Here is a 17,545-nt window from a genome sequence, read left to right as displayed (position 1 = left end):
GCCCCTTCCCAGTCAACTGGATTTACCAGATAGCTTGGTCTCAGGCGAACTATTTACCTAATTCGCGCTTACTGCAAGACAGAGGCGAAAGTGCTCGCTGGACGCGCATCGGACAGGTCGCCCGAGAAGCCAGATGTGGCCTCGCCCTTTAGGGTTATACGAATTCCCTCGGTTAGGCAGGGCGTCGGCGCCCGTTGCGACGGTGACCGCTTAGGACTAGATTGCTATCCCAACGCGACGACCGCGTGATCTTAGGGGAAACGTCATGGTGTCGGATGCGACTGGAGCCTCTCATGATGACGCTCCAAATAAAGTGCACGCGCCTCTGAAGGAGAAAAACCCGCAGCGCAGGGTCGCGATTACTGTACTCCTGTCAGCCTTCCTTCTGTTCGTCGTGACGGTTTTCATGGAGCGCCGCACTCCTTCTTCCTCGCAGGCAACCGTCAGTGCATATGTCGTTGCAATTGCGCCGGAGGTCACTGGGCGAGTCATTGAAGTGGGCGTGACCGACAACAGCGCCGTGACGACCGGCCAGATGCTGTTTCGCTTGGACCCGGAACAGCACCGGCTCGCCGTTGCGGAGGCGGAAGCGCGCCTTGCAGGTGTCGGTCAGACGATCGGCGCTTCGACAGCGGCCGTCGATGCGGCCCAGGCTAAAGTGGTGGAGGCGAAGGCAGTCCGGGTCCACGTTCAGGACCAAGCCACCCGCGCCATGGAACTGGTGAGGCGCGGTATCTACGCGCAGGCCAAGTATGACGAGGCCGAGGCCGCGCTGGATCAGGCGGATGCCGGTGTGGATGCGGCCGAAGCCGACCTCGCGCGCGCTCGGGAGGAGCTTGGGCCCGCAGGAAATGATAATCCGCAGCTGAAGGAGGCGCTCGCGGCGCTTGCAACGGCTCAGCTTGATCTGATGCGCACGACGGTTTCAGCGCCGGCAGAAGGCGTGGTCACCAATCTTCAGCTTTCTGTTGGCGGTATGCTCAGCGCTGGTGAGAGTGCGATGACCTTTATCGATACCGGCACGATTTGGATCACGGCTGCGTTTAAGGAAAACAGCCTCGAGATGGTTGTCGCCGGCGACCGTGCAGAGGTGCTTTTCGATGTTCTCCCGGGTAAGATTTTCGCCGCCACAGTCGAGGGCATTGGGATGGGCGTGGCTCAGGGAAGCGTCGACCCGGCGACGGGGCTGCCCAAGATCTCTACAGAGACTGGATGGGTGAGAGCACCCCAGAGTTTTCCCATACGCCTAGTCCTCAACGAAGGACGGCCCAAGGGGGTACGGTACGGGTCGCAGGCGAATGTCGTAATCTACACCAGAGACCATCCCGTTACCAATGCGCTTGGCCGCATCTGGATCCGTATCCTGTCGGTTCTGACCTATGTCAGCTGACATGCAACTTGCGTACGATGAGGACCGCGCTAATGTAAAGCGCAAGGGTTTGCGTATAGCGATCGCCGTTGCGGTCGGCTTTTCCTGGTTGCTCTATTCGGGGGCACTAATCCCTTTCCTTGGGCCCTTGTTTGCGGCACAGTTTCTGATCTCCAGTTCCCGCCCAATGCCCCTGCAAAAGGCGTTGGCAGTCACGGTGCTGATTCTTGTCGTTGGAGCATTTTTGCAGTTTGTAACGGTTCTGACTGGCGATCGGCCGCCCGTTCTGTTGCTGCTGCTCGGACTGATCTATTTTGGATGTTTCCACCAGCAGGCGAATGGCAGGGGCGGTCCTACAATCTTTCTTATCCTCGTCATCGCGGTTATGGTGCCGCTCCTCACAATCCTGAATGAGGATCTCGGCGACACTATCCTCATGATCCTGGTGCAGAGTGTGTTGACCGGAATGCTTTTGATGTGGCTGGCGTATGCCCTTATCCCGGACAGTGGCGCCCCCCCCTTGAAGGTTGCGACGGCGACGACATATCCGCGTGCGGCACACTACGCTTCCGCTAATACCGCCATACTCCTGATCGCGGTAATCGCCTGTCTGACCCGCGACGGTCTGGCTACGGCGATTGTCATTCCAATAACCGTCGTTTCACTGCTCTTACAATTCGACACCGCAGCCAGCACGCGCGCGGCCGTTGGGCTCATGATAACCAATGTCACTGGAGGCGTGGCCGCGTCCGTCGCATTCGGACTGCTTCAGGTACGGCCGTCTCTCAGTTTCCTTTTTCTATTGGTACTGCTGGCCGGCTTGGTATTCGGCGGTCGTGCTGCCATGCATGCGCCTGCCGCCAAACTTTACGCGGGCGCCTTCACGATTTTCCTCCTCGTATTCGGAACAGGCGTGTCACCGCTTCCGGGGTCTGCTGCCGACTCCTTCTCCACCCGAGTAAGTTACATCCTGGTGGCCATCGCCTATGCGATGTTCATGACGACGTTGCTTTGGCCCAGGCAGGAACGTGGTCTCGATTAAGAAACCGCGACTGCGTTGTGGCCGCGGTGTTGAATGGTGAGAGCAGCCGTGCGGTAGCGGCACGGTTTGGCGGCGCCGTCTGTTCGATGGCCAACGGGAGCAGGAGGCCGTCCTTCGGTAATGCCTTTTCGGATTGGCAGTTTCCAACCGAGTTTGCTCATGAAAAGTCGCGGCAGGCCGTCCCCGACCTGAATGCGACGCTGCCCCACCCCAATCCGAACTTCAGGACCATGTCCGCCCTGGCGAAGCAAGTCGGAGGGCATGACGTCAGGCCTGGTGGATGCCGAGCTGGCGGACATGTCACGGCAGCCGTTTGTCGGCGAAACAACAGACATCTCACGCAGTCGTCTCGAAGTGCGCGACTTGATTACACAAGTGCGGGAAAGCGGATTGAGCAGATGCCGTTCCGGTCTGCTGACGGACTACACTGCGCTCTCCGCTCACACAGGCACGATCATTGCTGCACCACCGTCGCGGGGGCTGCGTGGAGTCCTCAACGATGACATGAGCGGTCCGAACGCCACGGTAATCCGGACGCTTGCGCAGAACATCTCTCGTGATGCGGGACAGCGCACGACCAGCTATATTCCGAACATGTCGAGGGGCTGAAGAAGCGCGCAGCAACCAGCGTTGCTCGGCGATTGAAAGTGGCGTTCCCGTTCGGGAGATCCTAACTGAAGTGCAACCCGCCGGTTTTCAAGGTAGGGGTTCCTTCGAAGGGAACCTGGGCATGTTCATCATCGCTACTTTGTTCATCGCCGAGCTTCTGACTCCGTCAAACTCGGCACTCTCGGCGCGTCCGTCATCTCCGCAGCCCTGGGTCTCTGGCGCTGATCTGGCTGACGTCTCCTGGCAGATGGTAGTAGCTCGCTCCGTCGGCGCCACTCGGCGTTCTACTGTCCGGATCGGCGATTGCTGGCCTCAACTCGCAAGTAGCAGCCCGTCTACGAGATTTTCGAACCGCCACCGCCGCGCGGGAGTATGAGCGCAGTTCATTCGGCTAAACCTCAAAGTGCAAATTACCTGATTGAAAAGCGGGCTAGAATTCCGCGTCTACGTGCTGGCCTCCCGTGCCACCGGCAGACCTTGGGTGCCACCACGGTGAACGTGAAAGTGGAATTGAAACGACGCTTTCGCTAAAGCGGTGGCCAAAACCATAGGATCAGAGGCACGCCCAGCACGACCACAATGAATGAGAGCGGCAGCCCCAACTTCCAATAATCGCTGAAACGATAACCGCCGGGTCCCAACACCAAGGTGTTGCACTGGTGTCCAACCGGCGTAAGAAAGTCACAAGCCGCCCCCACCGCGACTGCCATCAAAAAGGCGTCCGGATTGTAGCCAAGGCGCTGAGCAAGGGTGACAGCGATCGGCGCGACGACGAGAACGGTGGCTGCATTGTTCAGGAACGGTGTTGCGGCCATTGCGACCACCATGATCATTGCAAGGGCCCCATAGGGAGGCAACGTGGCAGCAAGTTGAGCGAGGCCGCCGGCGATTAGGTCGGCACCACCGGTCTCACGGATCGACTCGCTGACCGGAATGAGAGCGCCCAGCATTATCAGTATGGGCCAATCGACAGCCTCGTAAGCTTCCCGAAGCGAAAGTGAACCGAGCATTACCGTCAGCACAGCAGCCGTAAAGAAGGCCGTGGTGACGGGCAGCAGGCCGAATGCCGTTAGCATCATGGCACCAGCCAGGACCACCACCGGCATCAGGCCTTTTCGGGGGTTCCCCAAGCGGATTTCGCGCCCGACCAACGGAAGAAGACCGAGTTCCATCAACCTGGTCGGGAGAAGCACGAGATCGCCCTTCAAAACGAGAACGTCGCCTGGTCTTAACGCGATGTCGCGCAATCGATCAGTGAATCGTTCGCTGCTTCGGCTTACGGCGAGTAGATTGATATTGAAGCGATCATGCAGCGCCAAACGTTTGGCGGTTTGCCCGATCAAGACTGATTTCGGGCCGATCACTGCTTCAATTCCGGCAATCTCCTCATCTGCTCCCTTTGCTTCCGTCGGGCGGTCGTGCCCCTCAAGTTCCAAACGCGCACGACTGATGCCCCGTTCGAGCGCCTGAGGGTCTCCTTCCAACAGAACGATATCGCCTTGATGGAGAATGACCTCCGGCAGGGGCATCAGCGGTTCGACCCGATTGCGAATGAGGCCAGTGACCAGAACCTCCTCGTCCAACAAGATCGACAGGTGACGGATCGACTTGCCGATGACGGACGAAGTCGCAGTGATGCGGGCCTCTGTCATGTAGTCGTTAATGTTCAGCGCCTTCTCCATTGTCGCGGCCGCCTTGCGCTCCTTTGGAAGCAGCCGGTAACCAAACGCCAGAAAGATCACGCCCGCTGCGGCAAGCCCTATGCCGACGGGGGTGAAATCGAACATGTTGAAAGGGCGGCCCGTCAGTTCCTCGCGCATCCGGGAGACGACGATATTTGGCGATGTTCCGACGAGAGTCGTGAGACCGCCAAGCAAGGAAGCGAACGCCATGGGCATGAGAAAAGACGACGGGGAGGCTTTCGAACGGCGCGCCATCTGGAATGCGACTGGGATCATCATCGCCAAAGCGCCGATGTTCTTGATGAAGATGGAGAGAACCGAGACAGTCGTCACGAGAATGACAACCTGACCCTGGACAGAGGTCATGCTTGGCGCCGCCCGATGGAGGAGTGCCTCTATGACGCCACTTCGCTCAATCGCGGCGCTGACGACCAGCGCGCTGGCTACAATGATGACAATGTCGTCGCCGAAGCCGGAAAACGCTGCCTTGTGGGGCACTATCCCGGTGAAAACTGCGGCAAGCAACGCGAGAACCGCAATGAGGTCGTAGCGGAGCCGTCCCCAAATGAAAGCGACCATCAGGCCGATCAGAATGGCGAAGGCGAAAGCCTGAGCCTGTGTCATGGATAAAGTCCCGACCAACTCTTCCCAATGCCGGGCCCATTTTACTCGCCTGAAAGAGCTAATGTCTGGATTGCTTACCAGCTTTTTTCAAAGGCGCCGCACCCCGAACGTCCATCCAGGACGTTTTCCAGCCTCGTAGCCCGGATGCACGCATGATCAGGCGACTACAGGATGCTTCCGAAGAGGACCGAATAGACAATCACTGCAATCGCCAGAGTAAACGCAAGCGATACCAACAGGCGCGTGAAGTCGTACGTAGAGAAGCGGGCGGGGATGAGGTTTTTCATAACGATCTCCTATGTTTCGTCGGATGCCCAAAGAGCCGCGTTACCGCGCTTCAGAATAGTGCGCGACTGCAACTCGTGCTGACCTTGCTGACGACGTCAGCTGGAACTTGGATGTTGGCCATAATGCTCGCTACGAGTTCGTCACGCTTCGCACGATTGGCGTAGCCCTGAAGCGTTGCGAGATCCGTGCTGGTGGCAGTAGCCATTCGTCCAGCGGTGTCTGAACAGATGCCGGCAAAGGCGTCCACTCTGGCCGTTTCTGCCGCCAGATTGCTGGCAGTCGTAGTGGTGAGCCATCCCGCATTGAAGCCGATGATTGGGCTGAAGAAAAGCCCGACCACCAAACCAATGGCGTAGGGTTTTGCATGTTCAAGGATTTGTCCGAAGGTCATGGATTTAATTCCCTATAATCAGGTGATTATCGGGATCGTTGCGGGCCCGCGCTCCGACCAGGAGCCAATGGCAATCCAGATCCTCTACAGTGCGCTTTAAAAGAATTAATGTAAACAACCAATTCCGATCGTCACTAAAAAGTACGTTCCAAATAATGATCATGCATGATCTTCGGACGAAAACGACCGTATCTCGATTTATCAGTGCTCGTATATTTATAGGGTCTGAACGTATTTTTCGATAACAGCTTCGCAATCAACAAACAGAGTAAAGCCGTATTCAAGGCATACAGGGTTTTGATTGTTTTTGGCGCCAGATTGGCTTTTTGCTTCACCAAACTTATCGGTCTCGATTTCGCATATTCACCTGCGGCGCCGTGGTTATGAGCTTCGTGCGAGTACGCTGAAGCGATGGGAGCTGTTTGCGCAGTGACAAACGGCCGATCCCGGCTGAATCTCGCCCACGTATGCCGCAGAAAAGGAGGGCAGCGTGTTGCCCGGACGAAACATCGAACAGTCCATTTCGACCGACCATTTTGGATGCTAGACCTCGGCGAGATAGTGGCACCTGGCGAATAGCCGCAATCTTGCCGTCACCCTAACCGTATTAGCAACGTTAAAGTGTCACCATCGATCCCGACCGGTCTGTCAGTGCGCCATGGAGATCGCGCAAATATTTCACCCCGTGCGGCGGAAACGATCCACATCGCCAAATCCGCTTCAGGTACATCTCGCCTCGGTATCACATCCGCATGATGAACGCGGCCAAAGAGAGCAACGAAAGACAATCCGCAACCGATGAACAGGGCATGACGCCCGATAGCAGAGCAGTGTCGCCCGTCGTGGCACATCGGCTGCCGCAAGGATGGCTGCAGATGAAAAGCAACGAAGAACACGCGTTCGTCATCAGCGAATGGGAATCCGAAGGGGGGGCGCCGAACAGGTCTGAACAGCTCGGTCAGTATGGTCGCCGTTTCGACGGAGACGGAACCTATTCGATTTATCACCTCTTCACGGGAAAGACCGCAGAAATAGGCACCTGGAAGATGGAAGGGCTCAGCCCTAAAAATGCAGCGCGAGCGCTGCGTATTCTCAATAGCCCCAAGCTGGCCGGCAGTCGCCTCCGCCCGTGAAGAAACATTCGCAGCGTGTGTTGATAGGAGGCGCTGCGGCCCGGCGTCTGCCCAGCATTCCATCGGCCGAAGCCCTACTACGTTCGGAGATCGCTATTCCATGCTCAGAGCCCGCTGCGGAGCCGATACCGCCGGTTGCACTCCCAGGCGTTACCGGAGCTCTGAACCCGGCGACGTCAACGGCTGACTATGTCGTCCGATGCGAGTATGTTGGAGGGCGTATGCCTGCAATCTTTACTGTGCCTTGGTACCTTGCTTCAGGCGAATGCTGACGGGCCGGCCCTCCGCATGCTGGACCTCGAACTTGTTTGTCTTTCGGATGAGGTCGCTGAGCTTTCGAAACCCGAAGGTACGCGGATCAAAGTCTGGTGCCAAGTTGAGCAGTTGCTTGCCAACAGTACCGAGGTTTACCCAACCTTCCTCGGTTTCTTCTTGGGCAAGAACTTTTTTTATCAACGGCACGGCGGCGCTCACCGGTTGCAAGGACTTTGCGGCTGATGCGGTATCCTGTTCGTCTTTCCCTGCGTCTGCGAGCAGGTTCTCAGTGTAGATGAATCGGCGGCAGGCCTGCCGGAAGCTCTCCGGAGTCTTTTGTTCGCCAAAGCCAAAAACGTCGATGCCCTGCTCGCGAATACGGGCGGCCAAACGCGTGAAATCGCTATCGGACGAAACGAGGCAGAAGCCATCAAAACGACCACTATGCAGCAGGTCCATGGCGTCGATCACGAGCGTGATATCTGAAGCGTTCTTGCCGGTGGTGTAGGCGAACTGCTGCTGGGGAATGATCGCGTGTTTCGCGAGCACATCCGCCCAGGCCTTGGAACGCGTGCCCGAGAAATCGCCGTAAATGCGGCGGACACTCGCTTCCCCGATCTTTGCCACCTCTTCGAACAACCCGTCGGCGATCTTTGCCGAGGTATTGTCAGCGTCGATAAGGACCGCCAGGCGTGGTGATCGAGGCTCGAACGGCATGCTTTGCTCCTCTCGTCCAATCATCAAAGCTTAGCAGCCGGTTCGCCATAGCACTATCCGGCTTTCCAGCCAGCACTCTTTTTCACCCGCATCAACGCCATCAGCATCGGGCCGAGGGAGAATTCCCCCGCCGCGCTTTGCCGATCAGATCCCTGAGATAGCCGCCTGGCGAAACTGATATACCCCGCCCCAAGGGTGATCACGCTTACATTTATGGAGGCGTAGTCCGGCAATTGGAGATTGCTGGTCCTTTGGAGATGCGAAAGGTCATCTGAAGATGATTGTGCGGCTTGACAGAGGGCCCATGGCGGCAAGCCGCTAAGAGAAGTCGGGAAACGTCATGGGCGATGGTCAACGGCGTCTGGCGTCGCGCCAAATAAACAGCTCTGAACAATGGCGAGCGGGTGTACCGTCGCCCACCGCTGGCGCCGGAACGAACGCGCATTTGGCGCGTTACATCCTACGTTGGAGTACGGCAGGAAATAGCATCGTCAATCATCCTGATCGACGATAACCAGGTACTCCCAAGAGGCCCCGATGGATATCACCACACTACTCATCATCGTTCTCGTTGTTCTCTTGCTGGGCGGCGGCTGGTACGGTCGCGGTCGCTGGTATTGAGCCGTTCGTCACGGGCGGGCACTCCCCTATCCTGGACTGATCGGATTTCTCGAAGCGATCCCTTTGAGGCCCATCGTGACCGGATCGCAGCCTTATGGGTCAGTTCCTCTTATTGCGGTCACGCGCATCCCTAGCTCCGAGAGTGTTTCAGCAACGCTCGTCGGAGCTACTCGTTCTGAACCTCTGACCGCTGCCAGGTTTCAGCGTTTCCGCAGTGTCCGTCCAATGCGACTTGCCATGCGAGACGTCGCCCCGCTTTCTGGCAAAACGGCGATCGGTCCAGAGGAGGCGGATCGGTAATGTTAGATCTTCGCAGCTGGATAGGCTCTGTACTCGCTCTCGGTGCGCTTACACTTCTATTTGTCGGCTGCGCGCTGGTCCTTTGGCCCTTCCTGTCGGCCTTGCTATGGGCTGCGGTTATCTGTTTTTCGACGTGGCCTCTCTACCGCCAATGCGAACGTGCCGTCGGAGGATACCGTGCCGCTGCCGCGGCGATAATGACGATGGTGGTGGTCTTTGCTTTGGCAGCACCGCTTGCGTTCCTTGTGACCGCGCTCGTGGACGACATAGAGAACCTGGCAGAAGCGATTACGCAGGTCCTGGAGGAAGGGCCTTCGGCGCCACCCAACTGGGTCAACGGTCTACCCATCATCGGCGAAGGCGTCGCGGCCTACTGGGAGAACCTCGCTCACGATGCTCCAGCGTTCATAGCTGAGCTCAAGAAATTAACAGGCCCAATCACGGATATCGCGCTTTCAGGCGGAGCGGCCCTCGGCGGCGTCCTGATTGAACTTGCCCTCAGCATATTCATCACCTTCTTTCTTTTTCTGCATGGTCGTCGCATGATCGGCTTCATGCGCCAGATCAGCGAGCGCGTTGCTGGCCCGCGGTCCAAGAGGCTGCTGACGGTCATCGGTGCGACCGTAAAGGGGGTCGTCTATGGGATGATCGGAACCGCGCTTGCGCAGGGCTTGCTTGCCGGTACGGGCTTCTGGATCGCCGGTGTGCCCCAGCCCGTATTGTTGGGTTGCCTAACTTTTGCGCTGTCATTCGTGCCGGGTGGTCCACCGTTTCTGTGGGTGCCGGTGGGGCTTTGGCTTCTGCTCCAAGGTTCCATGGGCTGGGCGATTTTCGTCGGCTTGTGGGGTTTTCTTCTTGTCAGCAGCATCGACAATTTCCTGCGGCCGTACCTGCTCAACCAAAACACCAATCTGCCGGTGTTGCTCAGCTTGTTTGGACTCGTTGGAGGGGTGCTCGCCTTTGGGTTGATTGGCCTCTTTCTTGGACCCACATTATTGGCGGTCGCGTACAATCTGTTTCTCGAGTGGGTGGCAGCCGAGATCGAGGGACGGGCCCAAGCAGCCTCCGGCTTGCCCGTGGATTTGGCAACCAACTCAGAGAACTGAGCAAACGTTGTAAATCTGGCCTTGCTGAAGTTCCTGTCTGGCTGGGCTCTTCTCACCGGCGGCCCGGCGATAGCAATGGCCTGGCAGTGACCTCATGCTTTGCCTGTCGAGGAGATAGCGGCTACCGGCACCAAAGTGAGCAATGCAGAAGAAAACGGCAATTGGTGCCCCATCCGATCAATGGACTGTCTCCGGCGCTGCGAGATCAGGCTGTACGCCGCCACCTTCGTTTTCCCAGCGGTCGACATCTTCACACGGGAAAGGTGGCGAGAGCATTTCGATCTGGCTCATCAGAATGGTGACGAGCGCTGCTTCGGAGCAAGTGCCGCGTTGAAAAGCCGAGATCAGCAATCGAGCTGCGGCTCGTCTTTTCGCGCGGTGCCACGTACTCCCGACATCGAATATCCCGACGGTGTCGAGCACCCGTTTGAGCATATCGAGGGGAACGGGGACATGGGAGGCTACGTTGGAAGACATCTTGTCCTCCTTTGGTTGGAGGTATATCCGCAGACCGAACTTGAGGCCTGCTTAAGAGTTTGCCTGCCATCACTGTGATCCCGCTGCAAAGATATGGGAAGCACTTTCGTGATCGCAGTCTGATATCATGAGTTGGAGACGACAGACTGGACCCCCGGCTGTAGCCGGGAAGCTTTGCCAGAGTCCCGGTCCCGACGCCAAGCTTGAGCCCGGAGCCTTTGCCCGGCTCGATAAAAGGATCAAGCCGGGCTGGTGTTTGCGTCAGGCCGCTTTTCGGCGGTCTGATTGACGACCTTGGTGGCGGTCGCGGTCAGGGCGATCTCCGTCGCCTGCTCTTCGTCAAGCGTCGTCATAAGCAGCTTGGCGTCTTTCATGCCCAGCTGCAGCGCCCAGGTCCTCGGCGAGCCGTTCGTAGTGTTCGACAGCCTGCGCGGCTGCAAGCAGTCCGGCGTCGAGCGCGGGCGAGCCTTGATACACTTCCAGGATCGAGCCGCCTTCCCATGATCGCGTCACACGGCTTTTCAGGCTGTTTGCCGGTGATCCTGAACACTTCCTCCAGCCGCTCGACATGGACCTTTGTCTCTGCGAGATGCTTGATAGACGCGTCTTTAAGGTGCTTGCTCTCGGCGGCATCGCGCATCACGTGTTGGAGCGCACATGGTACCCGACGGTGCGCCGGTTTAGCGCGCGGGCCAATTCAATAGTTCGCCAGCCTTCATGACGTTCTCCCCTTTCTTGAGGGATTCAAGCACACGAACCTTCGCGGATGTTCCACACATCCCGGTTGGCTACGCTGACCTTGAATTGACCTCAATTGACGCGCATGCTCGTTAAGTTGATTTAAGCCTGCTTGGCCTGTCGCGCGTCAGAAACTCTCGCCATTTCCCCCTTAGATCGTCGCGTCGTAGCGCTGCGCCATGCAGCGGTATCGGCTCACAACCATCATGACAAACGAGATCGCGTGCCGGGCAAATGCCGGTATGGAGAGGAGATGTCATGTTCGACTGAACGATCAACCGGACAATCCATTTCGACCGGCCGTTCAGATGGCGGGCGTTGATGAGACAATAGTTGCGGGCGACTACGATATAGGTGCCGATCGAATGGCATAACTGCCTAGCCTGCCGTGATGTTGCCACCGCCATCAAATGGCCCGTGACAGTCGAGAACCGCTCCGGCAAGCGAATGATTCCAATTGAACCCGACGAGTTGGCGCGTCCGATCGCGCTTGGTGGCGCCGGAATATCAGATGCGCCAAGACAGGAGATAGACGCAAATGGAATCTACCCATCGAAAAAATGAGATTGTCATCGCGCGCTGGCAGCGAGACGGTGGGGCACCCGATAACTTGGGCAAACTCTATCAATACGGCAGGCGTGTGGAAGGTGACGGGTCCTGGACGATTTACCACGTGTTTACGGGAGTGCCGGCCCATATCGACTCCTGGACGATGACCGGTCTCGATCAACAGTTGGCCTCCGATGTGCTTCACATCCTCAATCGGCCTCTCCAGATCTAGGAGGAGGCGAGACGGGTGCCCGAATTCAGCGAGAATGGGAACGACTTGATGACCGTCGCGGAAATCGACCTGCTGAGGCGGAGGCGGTTTGCGCAAGGTATCAGATACGCAACGGTTCTCGTGCTGAACATCTCGCACGGCTTCTGGTGTCCGAGTTCCGAGTATCCATTTCGAACGAAAGCTCTCTCTTGGCCGCTGTGCTACCAGCCTACGTCAGGCGGGAGAACGCGCCATCTGGATTAAACAGCGGAGGGTGAGTTGATATGTCGTCTTCAACGACGCAGGACGACAACAACGAGCTGCCGCCCTTCTGTCGGAAACGTTATCCGTTTCGGCGATTTCGACTTTGCGACACGAGCCGATCGAGCGCGTGCAGCCGACTTTACGCGCCCGCATGTTGCGCGCAACATATTAGGAACGCCGCAAGGAAGGTCATTGATCACGTAAATCTTGCGGCCAAGACGTTTTTGCCGTCCATCAGTTGATGGCCTCGGCGGTTGCCCAGAGGGATATATTCATGAAGCGTCGCCACTTGGCGCACGTTCTCAGCTCTTCACGCGCAATGGCGCATCATTGAAAGGGTGTCCCGTGCCAAGACAATCATTTGTAAAGAGCGGTCTTAAAGGACCTACGGCGGTGCGGAGGCTTGCAAGAAAGACGACCTCTTCTGTTGCTGCCGCCGACATTCCGGTCGTCGGCATCGGCGCGTCAGCTGGCGGCATCGAGGCACTGAGCAGCTTTTTTGACGCCATGCCGGTTAACAGCGGCTGTGCCTTCGTCGTAGTGCTGCATCTCGATCCGAAGCGCAAAAGCGAGATGGCTCGCATTCTTGGCTCTCACACTGGAATGCCAGTCGTGCAGGTCGAAGGCGCACTTTCGCTCGCTCCCGACAGCGTCTACGTCATTGCCCCCGATACGGATCTCGAGCTGGAATCCCAGCGGCTGAGAGTATCAAGGCCAGCGGAGCCTCGCGGGAAGCGGCATCCGATCGACGTGCTGTTTGCGTCGATCGCGGCGGAACGCCATGAGCGCTCAGTTGCAATCGTGCTTTCGGGGACCGGAAGCGACGGCACGGAAGGCCTGAAGCAGATCCGGGCGGAAGGCGGGATGAGCCTGGTGCAATCGCCCGAGACTGCCAGATTCGATGCTATGCCGCGAAGTGCGATCGCTGCTGGGCTTGCCGACCATGTGCTGGCTGCCGAGGCGATGCCAGCAATCCTGGTTGCGTATCTCAAGCATGGCTATGTTTCCGATCCCGCCGGGGTCGAGCCCGGTCACGCGGCGGGCGAAGCGGCGATAGAACAGATCCTGGACGTCGTGCGCGCTCGAAACGGGCACGATTTCGGCAGCTACAATCGCAACACCCTGAGGCGGCGCATTCATCGTCGCATGGGGCTGAGAAACATCAACACACCCTTGGACTATGTCAAAGATCTCCGGACCGACGCCGGCGAGGCGGCCGCCTTGGCGGCCGACCTGATGATCAGCGTGACCGGGTTCTTCCGAGATCCGGAAGCATGGAGGGCGCTCGCCAGCCTCGCAATCGCGCCACTCGTTGCAGAACGCGACAGCGGCAGTGAGGTCCGCATCTGGGTTCCTGCCTGTGCCACGGGAGAAGAGGCCTATACCAACGCCATGCTAATAACCGAGCAGGCGGAGGCCGCCGGAAAGCGGTTCGATCTGAAAGCCTTTGCCACCGACGCGCTGGAGGACAATCTGCGCAAGGCGCGTGACGGCATCTATCCGGCAGCCGCGCTGGCAGGGTTTTCGCCCGAACGCCTCCACCACTTCTTCGAAAAGCTCGACGGTTCGTTCCAGGTCACCAAGGAGCTTCGCGATACGGTTGTTTTCGCGGCGCAGAACCTCCTGCGCGACCCGCCGTTCTCGCGGCTGGACCTCATTTCCTGTCGCAATTTCCTGATTTATCTGGAACCGGAGGCGCAGAGCCGCGTCATCGCCCAATGCCACTTCGCCCTGCGTCCCGATGGGCATCTGTTCCTCGGCAATGCCGAGACGATCGGGCGGCATGACGATCTCTTCGACACCGTCTCGAAGAAATGGCGCATTTATCGCCGCGCCGGACCAACCCGCCACGATCTCATCGACTATCGCCCCCTGCGCGGACCCGCCAGCGCGGGAGCCGCGGGCGAGCCGCGCTCGATAACATCTGACACGGCGACCCTAGCTGAAACCGCGCGCCAGGCCCTGCTGGAGCGCTACGCCCCCGCATCGGTCCTGATCGATCACAAAGGTCGCGTCGTCTATTTCCACGGGACGACACGCGACTACCTGGAACAGCCCTCTGGGGAGCCGACCAGAGATTTGCTTTCCATGACGCGGGAGGGATTGGGCCTCAAGCTACGCGGGGCGCTACGCGAAGCCACAAAGAGCGGCAAGACCGTCACGGCACATGCGCACGTGGTTCAGACCGGGGCCTCCCGAAGGATAGCCATAACCGTGATGCCGCTGCCCGTCTCGCTACAAGGGGGGAAGCTGACTGTGGTGAGCTTCGCGCCGAATGAGTCTGTTGCCGCATCCGACGACGCGACTCTTCGCGATGTCGTCGAAACGACGTCCGGCGAGCGCGCCCTTCAGGAAGAACTCGTGTCGATGCGTTCTGAGTTGCGCAGCACCATCGAGCACCTCGAGACCGCCAACGAGGAATTGAAGGCATCAAACGAGGAAGCGATCTCGATGAACGAGGAGCTTCAGTCGAGCAACGAGGAGCTTGAAACCTCCAAGGAGGAGCTTCAGTCCTTCAATGAGGAGCTGAACACCGTCAACAGCCAGCTTCAGCACAAAATCATGGAACTGGAGCGAACCACCAATGACCTAAACAACCTTTTGGCTGGCTCGGAGACGGCAACGCTGTTTCTCGACGAGAACCTGGCAATCACCTGGTTTGCGCCGGCGATGAAGGAGCTGTTCGATCTCGTGTCCTCCGACATCGGTCGGCCGATCGCCCACTTTGCGCGCAAGTTCTCCGACGAGAACCTGCTCGATGATACGCAGACAGTGCTCAGCAAACTCACGACCAGCGAGGCCGAAATTCGCGCTGACACCGGGCGCTGGTACCTCCGTCGTATCCTGCCTTACCGCACGCGAGACAACCGCATCGCCGGGGTCGTGATCACCTTCATCGATATCACCGAGCGGCGCAAGGCAGCCCAGGCGATCGACGAGGCGAGGCGTTATGCCGAAGCGATCGTTCGAACGGTTCGCCAGCCCTTGCTTGTTGTCGACGCCGAACAACGCGTGGTCTCGGCCAATCCCGCCTTCTACGAGCTGTTCAGGGTTTCGCCGAAAGACGCCGAAGGCAGGCTGCTCTATGCGTTGGGCAATGGGCAGTGGGATATTCCGGCGTTGCGGACATTGCTCGAAGAGGTGCTACTGAAGGATCAGGTGGTGACCGACTACGAGGTCGAGCACGAATTTCTTGGTCTCGGCTGGCGCAACATGGTGCTCAACGCCTGCAAACTCTCCGAGGGCGACGGTCTCGGCGACCTCCTTCTGCTCGCCATCGAGGACGTTACCACACGAAAAGAGGCTGACGATGCCATTCGCGCCAGTGAACAGCGCCTGAAGGATCTCGTCGAGTCGCTGCCGGGCGCAGTTTACACGACCGATGCCGAGGGCCGGATCACCTCCTACAATCCCGCCGCCGCCGAACTGTGGGGACGCAGTCCGGATCTGGGCACGGCGTGGTGCGGCTCCTGGCGTTTGTATCGACCGGATGGCACGGCCCTGCCGCATGAGGAATGCCCAATGGCAATTGCCCTGAGGGAGAAAAGATCGATACACGCTGCCGAAGCCGCGGCTGAGCGACCCGACGGCGTGCGCGTACCCTTCCTGGCCTGTCCGACCCCTTTGCGCGATGCCTCCGGCGAGGTCACCGGGGCGGTGAACATGCTGGTGGACATCTCCGAACGCAAGCAGGCCGAGGCGGTGGCGCAACGCCTGGCCGCCATCGTCGCCTCGTCAGACGACGCGATCATCAGCAAGTCGCTGGAGGGCGTCGTCAAAAGCTGGAACATCGGCGCAGAGCGGCTGTTCGGCTACGAGGCCGATGAGATTGTCGGCCAATCGATAATGACCCTGGTTCCGCCGGACCGCCACGATGAGGAGCGGGATATCCTGGAGCGTGTCCGAAGGGGCGAGCACATTCAGCACTACGAGACGTTGCGCCAGCGCAAGGACGGAAGCGAGATCTGGGTTTCATTGACGATCTCACCGCTCAGGAATGCCGTGGGCGTTGTCATCGGCGCTTCGACCATCGCACGAGACATGACTGAACGGCGGCGCGCCGATCAGCATCGCATAACCCTGATGGGGGAGCTCAACCATCGCGTCAAGAACACGATGGCTGTCATTCAATCTATCGCGGCGCAGACACTGGGGCACGCATCGACGCTGGAGGAAGCGCGGGAGGCTTTCGGGTCGCGGCTGATCAATCTGTCCAAGGCGCACGACCTTCTGACGCGAGAGAGCTGGCAGAGCGCAGATCTGCGTGAAATCGTGGCCGATACGGTGAGGCCTCATGCCGGGGGAGAAAACCGCTTCCAGATTGAAGGCCCGAGCATTCGGCTTTCGCCGAGTGCGGCATTGTCGGTTGCCATGGCGCTCCATGAACTTAGTACGAATGCCGCAAAATATGGTGCACTTACGTCGGAAAAAGGCCGCGTCCTGATCGCATGGAAAATCCAAGGCGAGGGCGCCGGACGGCAGCTCTTCCTAAGCTGGCGGGAGAGCGGCGGACCTCCGGTCGCTCGGCCGACACGCAAGGGTTTTGGCTCACTCCTGATTGAACGGGCACTGGCTTCGGAACTGCGAGGAGAGGTTCGTGTTGGCTACGAGATCACCGGCCTTGAGTGCACGATGGTCGCACCAATTCCCGCCGGTGAAGACTTCCTGGGAGGGCGAAGTGGCCAGAGCGGAGGGGCGGCGGATTCTGATCGTCGAGGATGAAGTTCTCATTCTCTAAACCTTGAGGACCTTCTCACTGAAATGGGACATGAGGTCGTGGCTTGCCGCAGCTTAATGCCGCGACGCATCTAGCAGCTCAAAGGAACTCGATTTTGCCCTTCTCCACATAAACTTAGGTAGAGATACGTCGTTTCCGGCCGCCGCCATCTTGCCCGCAAGATATTCGGCTTCGCTGCCGCGTCCGGAATAACGGGCTTTTTAGCGTGACATGGCGACTTGGCTGAAATCCGCTCATGCACGTGCAGGAGCAACGACCGCTTCGCCGAAATGTCCATATCTTCCCGACCTTAGCCGGCAATAGGCCGCATGCAGGTGAGGAATGTTGTTTCATAAAACCGGGGTACTGCACCTCTTCGCGATTTACGCCTTCCGAATCCAACCGAATCGGAGGGCTGCGCGACGTCGCCCATGTACCCATGTGCGACAAGC

At 58.6% G+C, this 17,545-nt stretch carries 12 protein-coding genes and 1 pseudogene; 7 read left to right on the top strand and 6 right to left on the bottom strand.

Features of this window, described 5'->3' with window-relative positions; genetic code table 11:
* The first annotated feature begins 265 nt into the window (after positions 1 to 265).
* The 3 genes from FA04_RS33545 (at position 266) to FA04_RS33535 (ending at position 3,020) form a co-directional block, all read left to right on the top strand.
* Positions 266 to 1,390, top strand: coding sequence for an HlyD family secretion protein (locus tag FA04_RS33545; protein WP_034800503.1), 1,125 nt, complete (start codon positions 266 to 268; stop codon positions 1,388 to 1,390).
* Positions 1,380 to 2,411 (top strand): DUF2955 domain-containing protein, encoded by a 1,032-nt coding sequence (locus FA04_RS33540; RefSeq protein ID WP_034800501.1) that lies wholly within the window; start codon positions 1,380 to 1,382, stop codon positions 2,409 to 2,411. The genes FA04_RS33545 and FA04_RS33540 overlap by 11 nt, the downstream gene beginning before the upstream one ends.
* A 261-nt stretch (positions 2,412 to 2,672) precedes the next feature.
* Positions 2,673 to 3,020 carry a hypothetical protein gene (locus tag FA04_RS33535; RefSeq protein ID WP_034800498.1) on the top strand — a complete coding sequence of 116 codons (348 nt, stop codon included), beginning with the start codon at positions 2,673 to 2,675 and terminating at the stop codon, positions 3,018 to 3,020.
* A 527-nt stretch (positions 3,021 to 3,547) separates the two neighbouring features.
* Here the strand turns inward: FA04_RS33535 and FA04_RS33530 are convergent.
* The 3 genes from FA04_RS33530 to FA04_RS33525 form a co-directional block, all read right to left on the bottom strand.
* Positions 3,548 to 5,326 carry an SLC13 family permease gene (locus tag FA04_RS33530; RefSeq protein ID WP_034800495.1) on the bottom strand — a complete coding sequence of 593 codons (1,779 nt, stop codon included), beginning with the start codon at positions 5,324 to 5,326 and terminating at the stop codon, positions 3,548 to 3,550.
* A gap of 164 nt (positions 5,327 to 5,490) precedes the next feature.
* Entirely contained in the window at positions 5,491 to 5,613 is a 123-nt protein-coding gene (locus FA04_RS36500; protein ID WP_029742645.1) for a hypothetical protein, read from the bottom strand.
* A 50-nt stretch (positions 5,614 to 5,663) separates the two neighbouring features.
* Complete coding sequence (locus FA04_RS33525) at positions 5,664 to 6,005, bottom strand: hypothetical protein (protein WP_034800493.1); 342 nt, start codon at positions 6,003 to 6,005, stop codon at positions 5,664 to 5,666.
* A gap of 752 nt (positions 6,006 to 6,757) precedes the next feature.
* Between FA04_RS33525 and FA04_RS33520 the strand changes: the two genes are divergently transcribed.
* Positions 6,758 to 7,138 (top strand): hypothetical protein, encoded by a 381-nt coding sequence (locus FA04_RS33520; RefSeq protein ID WP_234798839.1) that lies wholly within the window; start codon positions 6,758 to 6,760, stop codon positions 7,136 to 7,138.
* Positions 7,139 to 7,372: 234 nt separating this feature from the next.
* On the opposite strand, the gene FA04_RS33515 is transcribed toward FA04_RS33520, so the two are convergent.
* The gene (locus FA04_RS33515) at positions 7,373 to 8,110 is read right to left on the bottom strand and encodes an NYN domain-containing protein (protein WP_034800491.1); all 738 of its coding nucleotides are present in this window, start codon (positions 8,108 to 8,110) and stop codon (positions 7,373 to 7,375) included.
* A gap of 920 nt (positions 8,111 to 9,030) precedes the next feature.
* On the opposite strand from FA04_RS33515, the gene FA04_RS33510 reads away from it, so the two are divergent.
* On the top strand, positions 9,031 to 10,137 hold the full coding sequence (locus tag FA04_RS33510) for an AI-2E family transporter (RefSeq protein WP_034800489.1): 1,107 nt from the start codon (positions 9,031 to 9,033) through the stop codon (positions 10,135 to 10,137).
* Positions 10,138 to 10,314: 177 nt separating this feature from the next.
* On the opposite strand, the gene FA04_RS33505 is transcribed toward FA04_RS33510, so the two are convergent.
* Both FA04_RS33505 and FA04_RS33500 read right to left on the bottom strand, forming a co-directional pair.
* Positions 10,315 to 10,614 (bottom strand): hypothetical protein, encoded by a 300-nt coding sequence (locus FA04_RS33505; protein WP_034800487.1) that lies wholly within the window; start codon positions 10,612 to 10,614, stop codon positions 10,315 to 10,317.
* Positions 10,615 to 10,853: 239 nt separating this feature from the next.
* A pseudogene (locus tag FA04_RS33500) lies at positions 10,854 to 11,311 on the bottom strand (YciE/YciF ferroxidase family protein).
* Positions 11,312 to 11,890: 579 nt separating this feature from the next.
* On the opposite strand from FA04_RS33500, the gene FA04_RS33495 reads away from it, so the two are divergent.
* Both FA04_RS33495 and FA04_RS33490 read left to right on the top strand, forming a co-directional pair.
* Positions 11,891 to 12,133 carry a hypothetical protein gene (locus FA04_RS33495; RefSeq protein WP_034800485.1) on the top strand — a complete coding sequence of 81 codons (243 nt, stop codon included), beginning with the start codon at positions 11,891 to 11,893 and terminating at the stop codon, positions 12,131 to 12,133.
* Between the two features lie 636 nt (positions 12,134 to 12,769).
* A complete protein-coding gene (locus FA04_RS33490) occupies positions 12,770 to 17,098 on the top strand; it encodes a PAS domain-containing protein (protein WP_051659552.1) in 4,329 nt (1,442 codons plus the stop codon).
* Positions 17,099 to 17,545 lie beyond the last annotated feature (447 nt).

It is taken from the genome of Ensifer adhaerens (assembly GCF_000697965.2).
Taxonomy (GTDB): domain Bacteria; phylum Pseudomonadota; class Alphaproteobacteria; order Rhizobiales; family Rhizobiaceae; genus Ensifer; species Ensifer adhaerens.
Note: the sequence above shows the minus strand (reverse complement) of the source record. Positions and strands in the feature narration are given on the sequence as shown.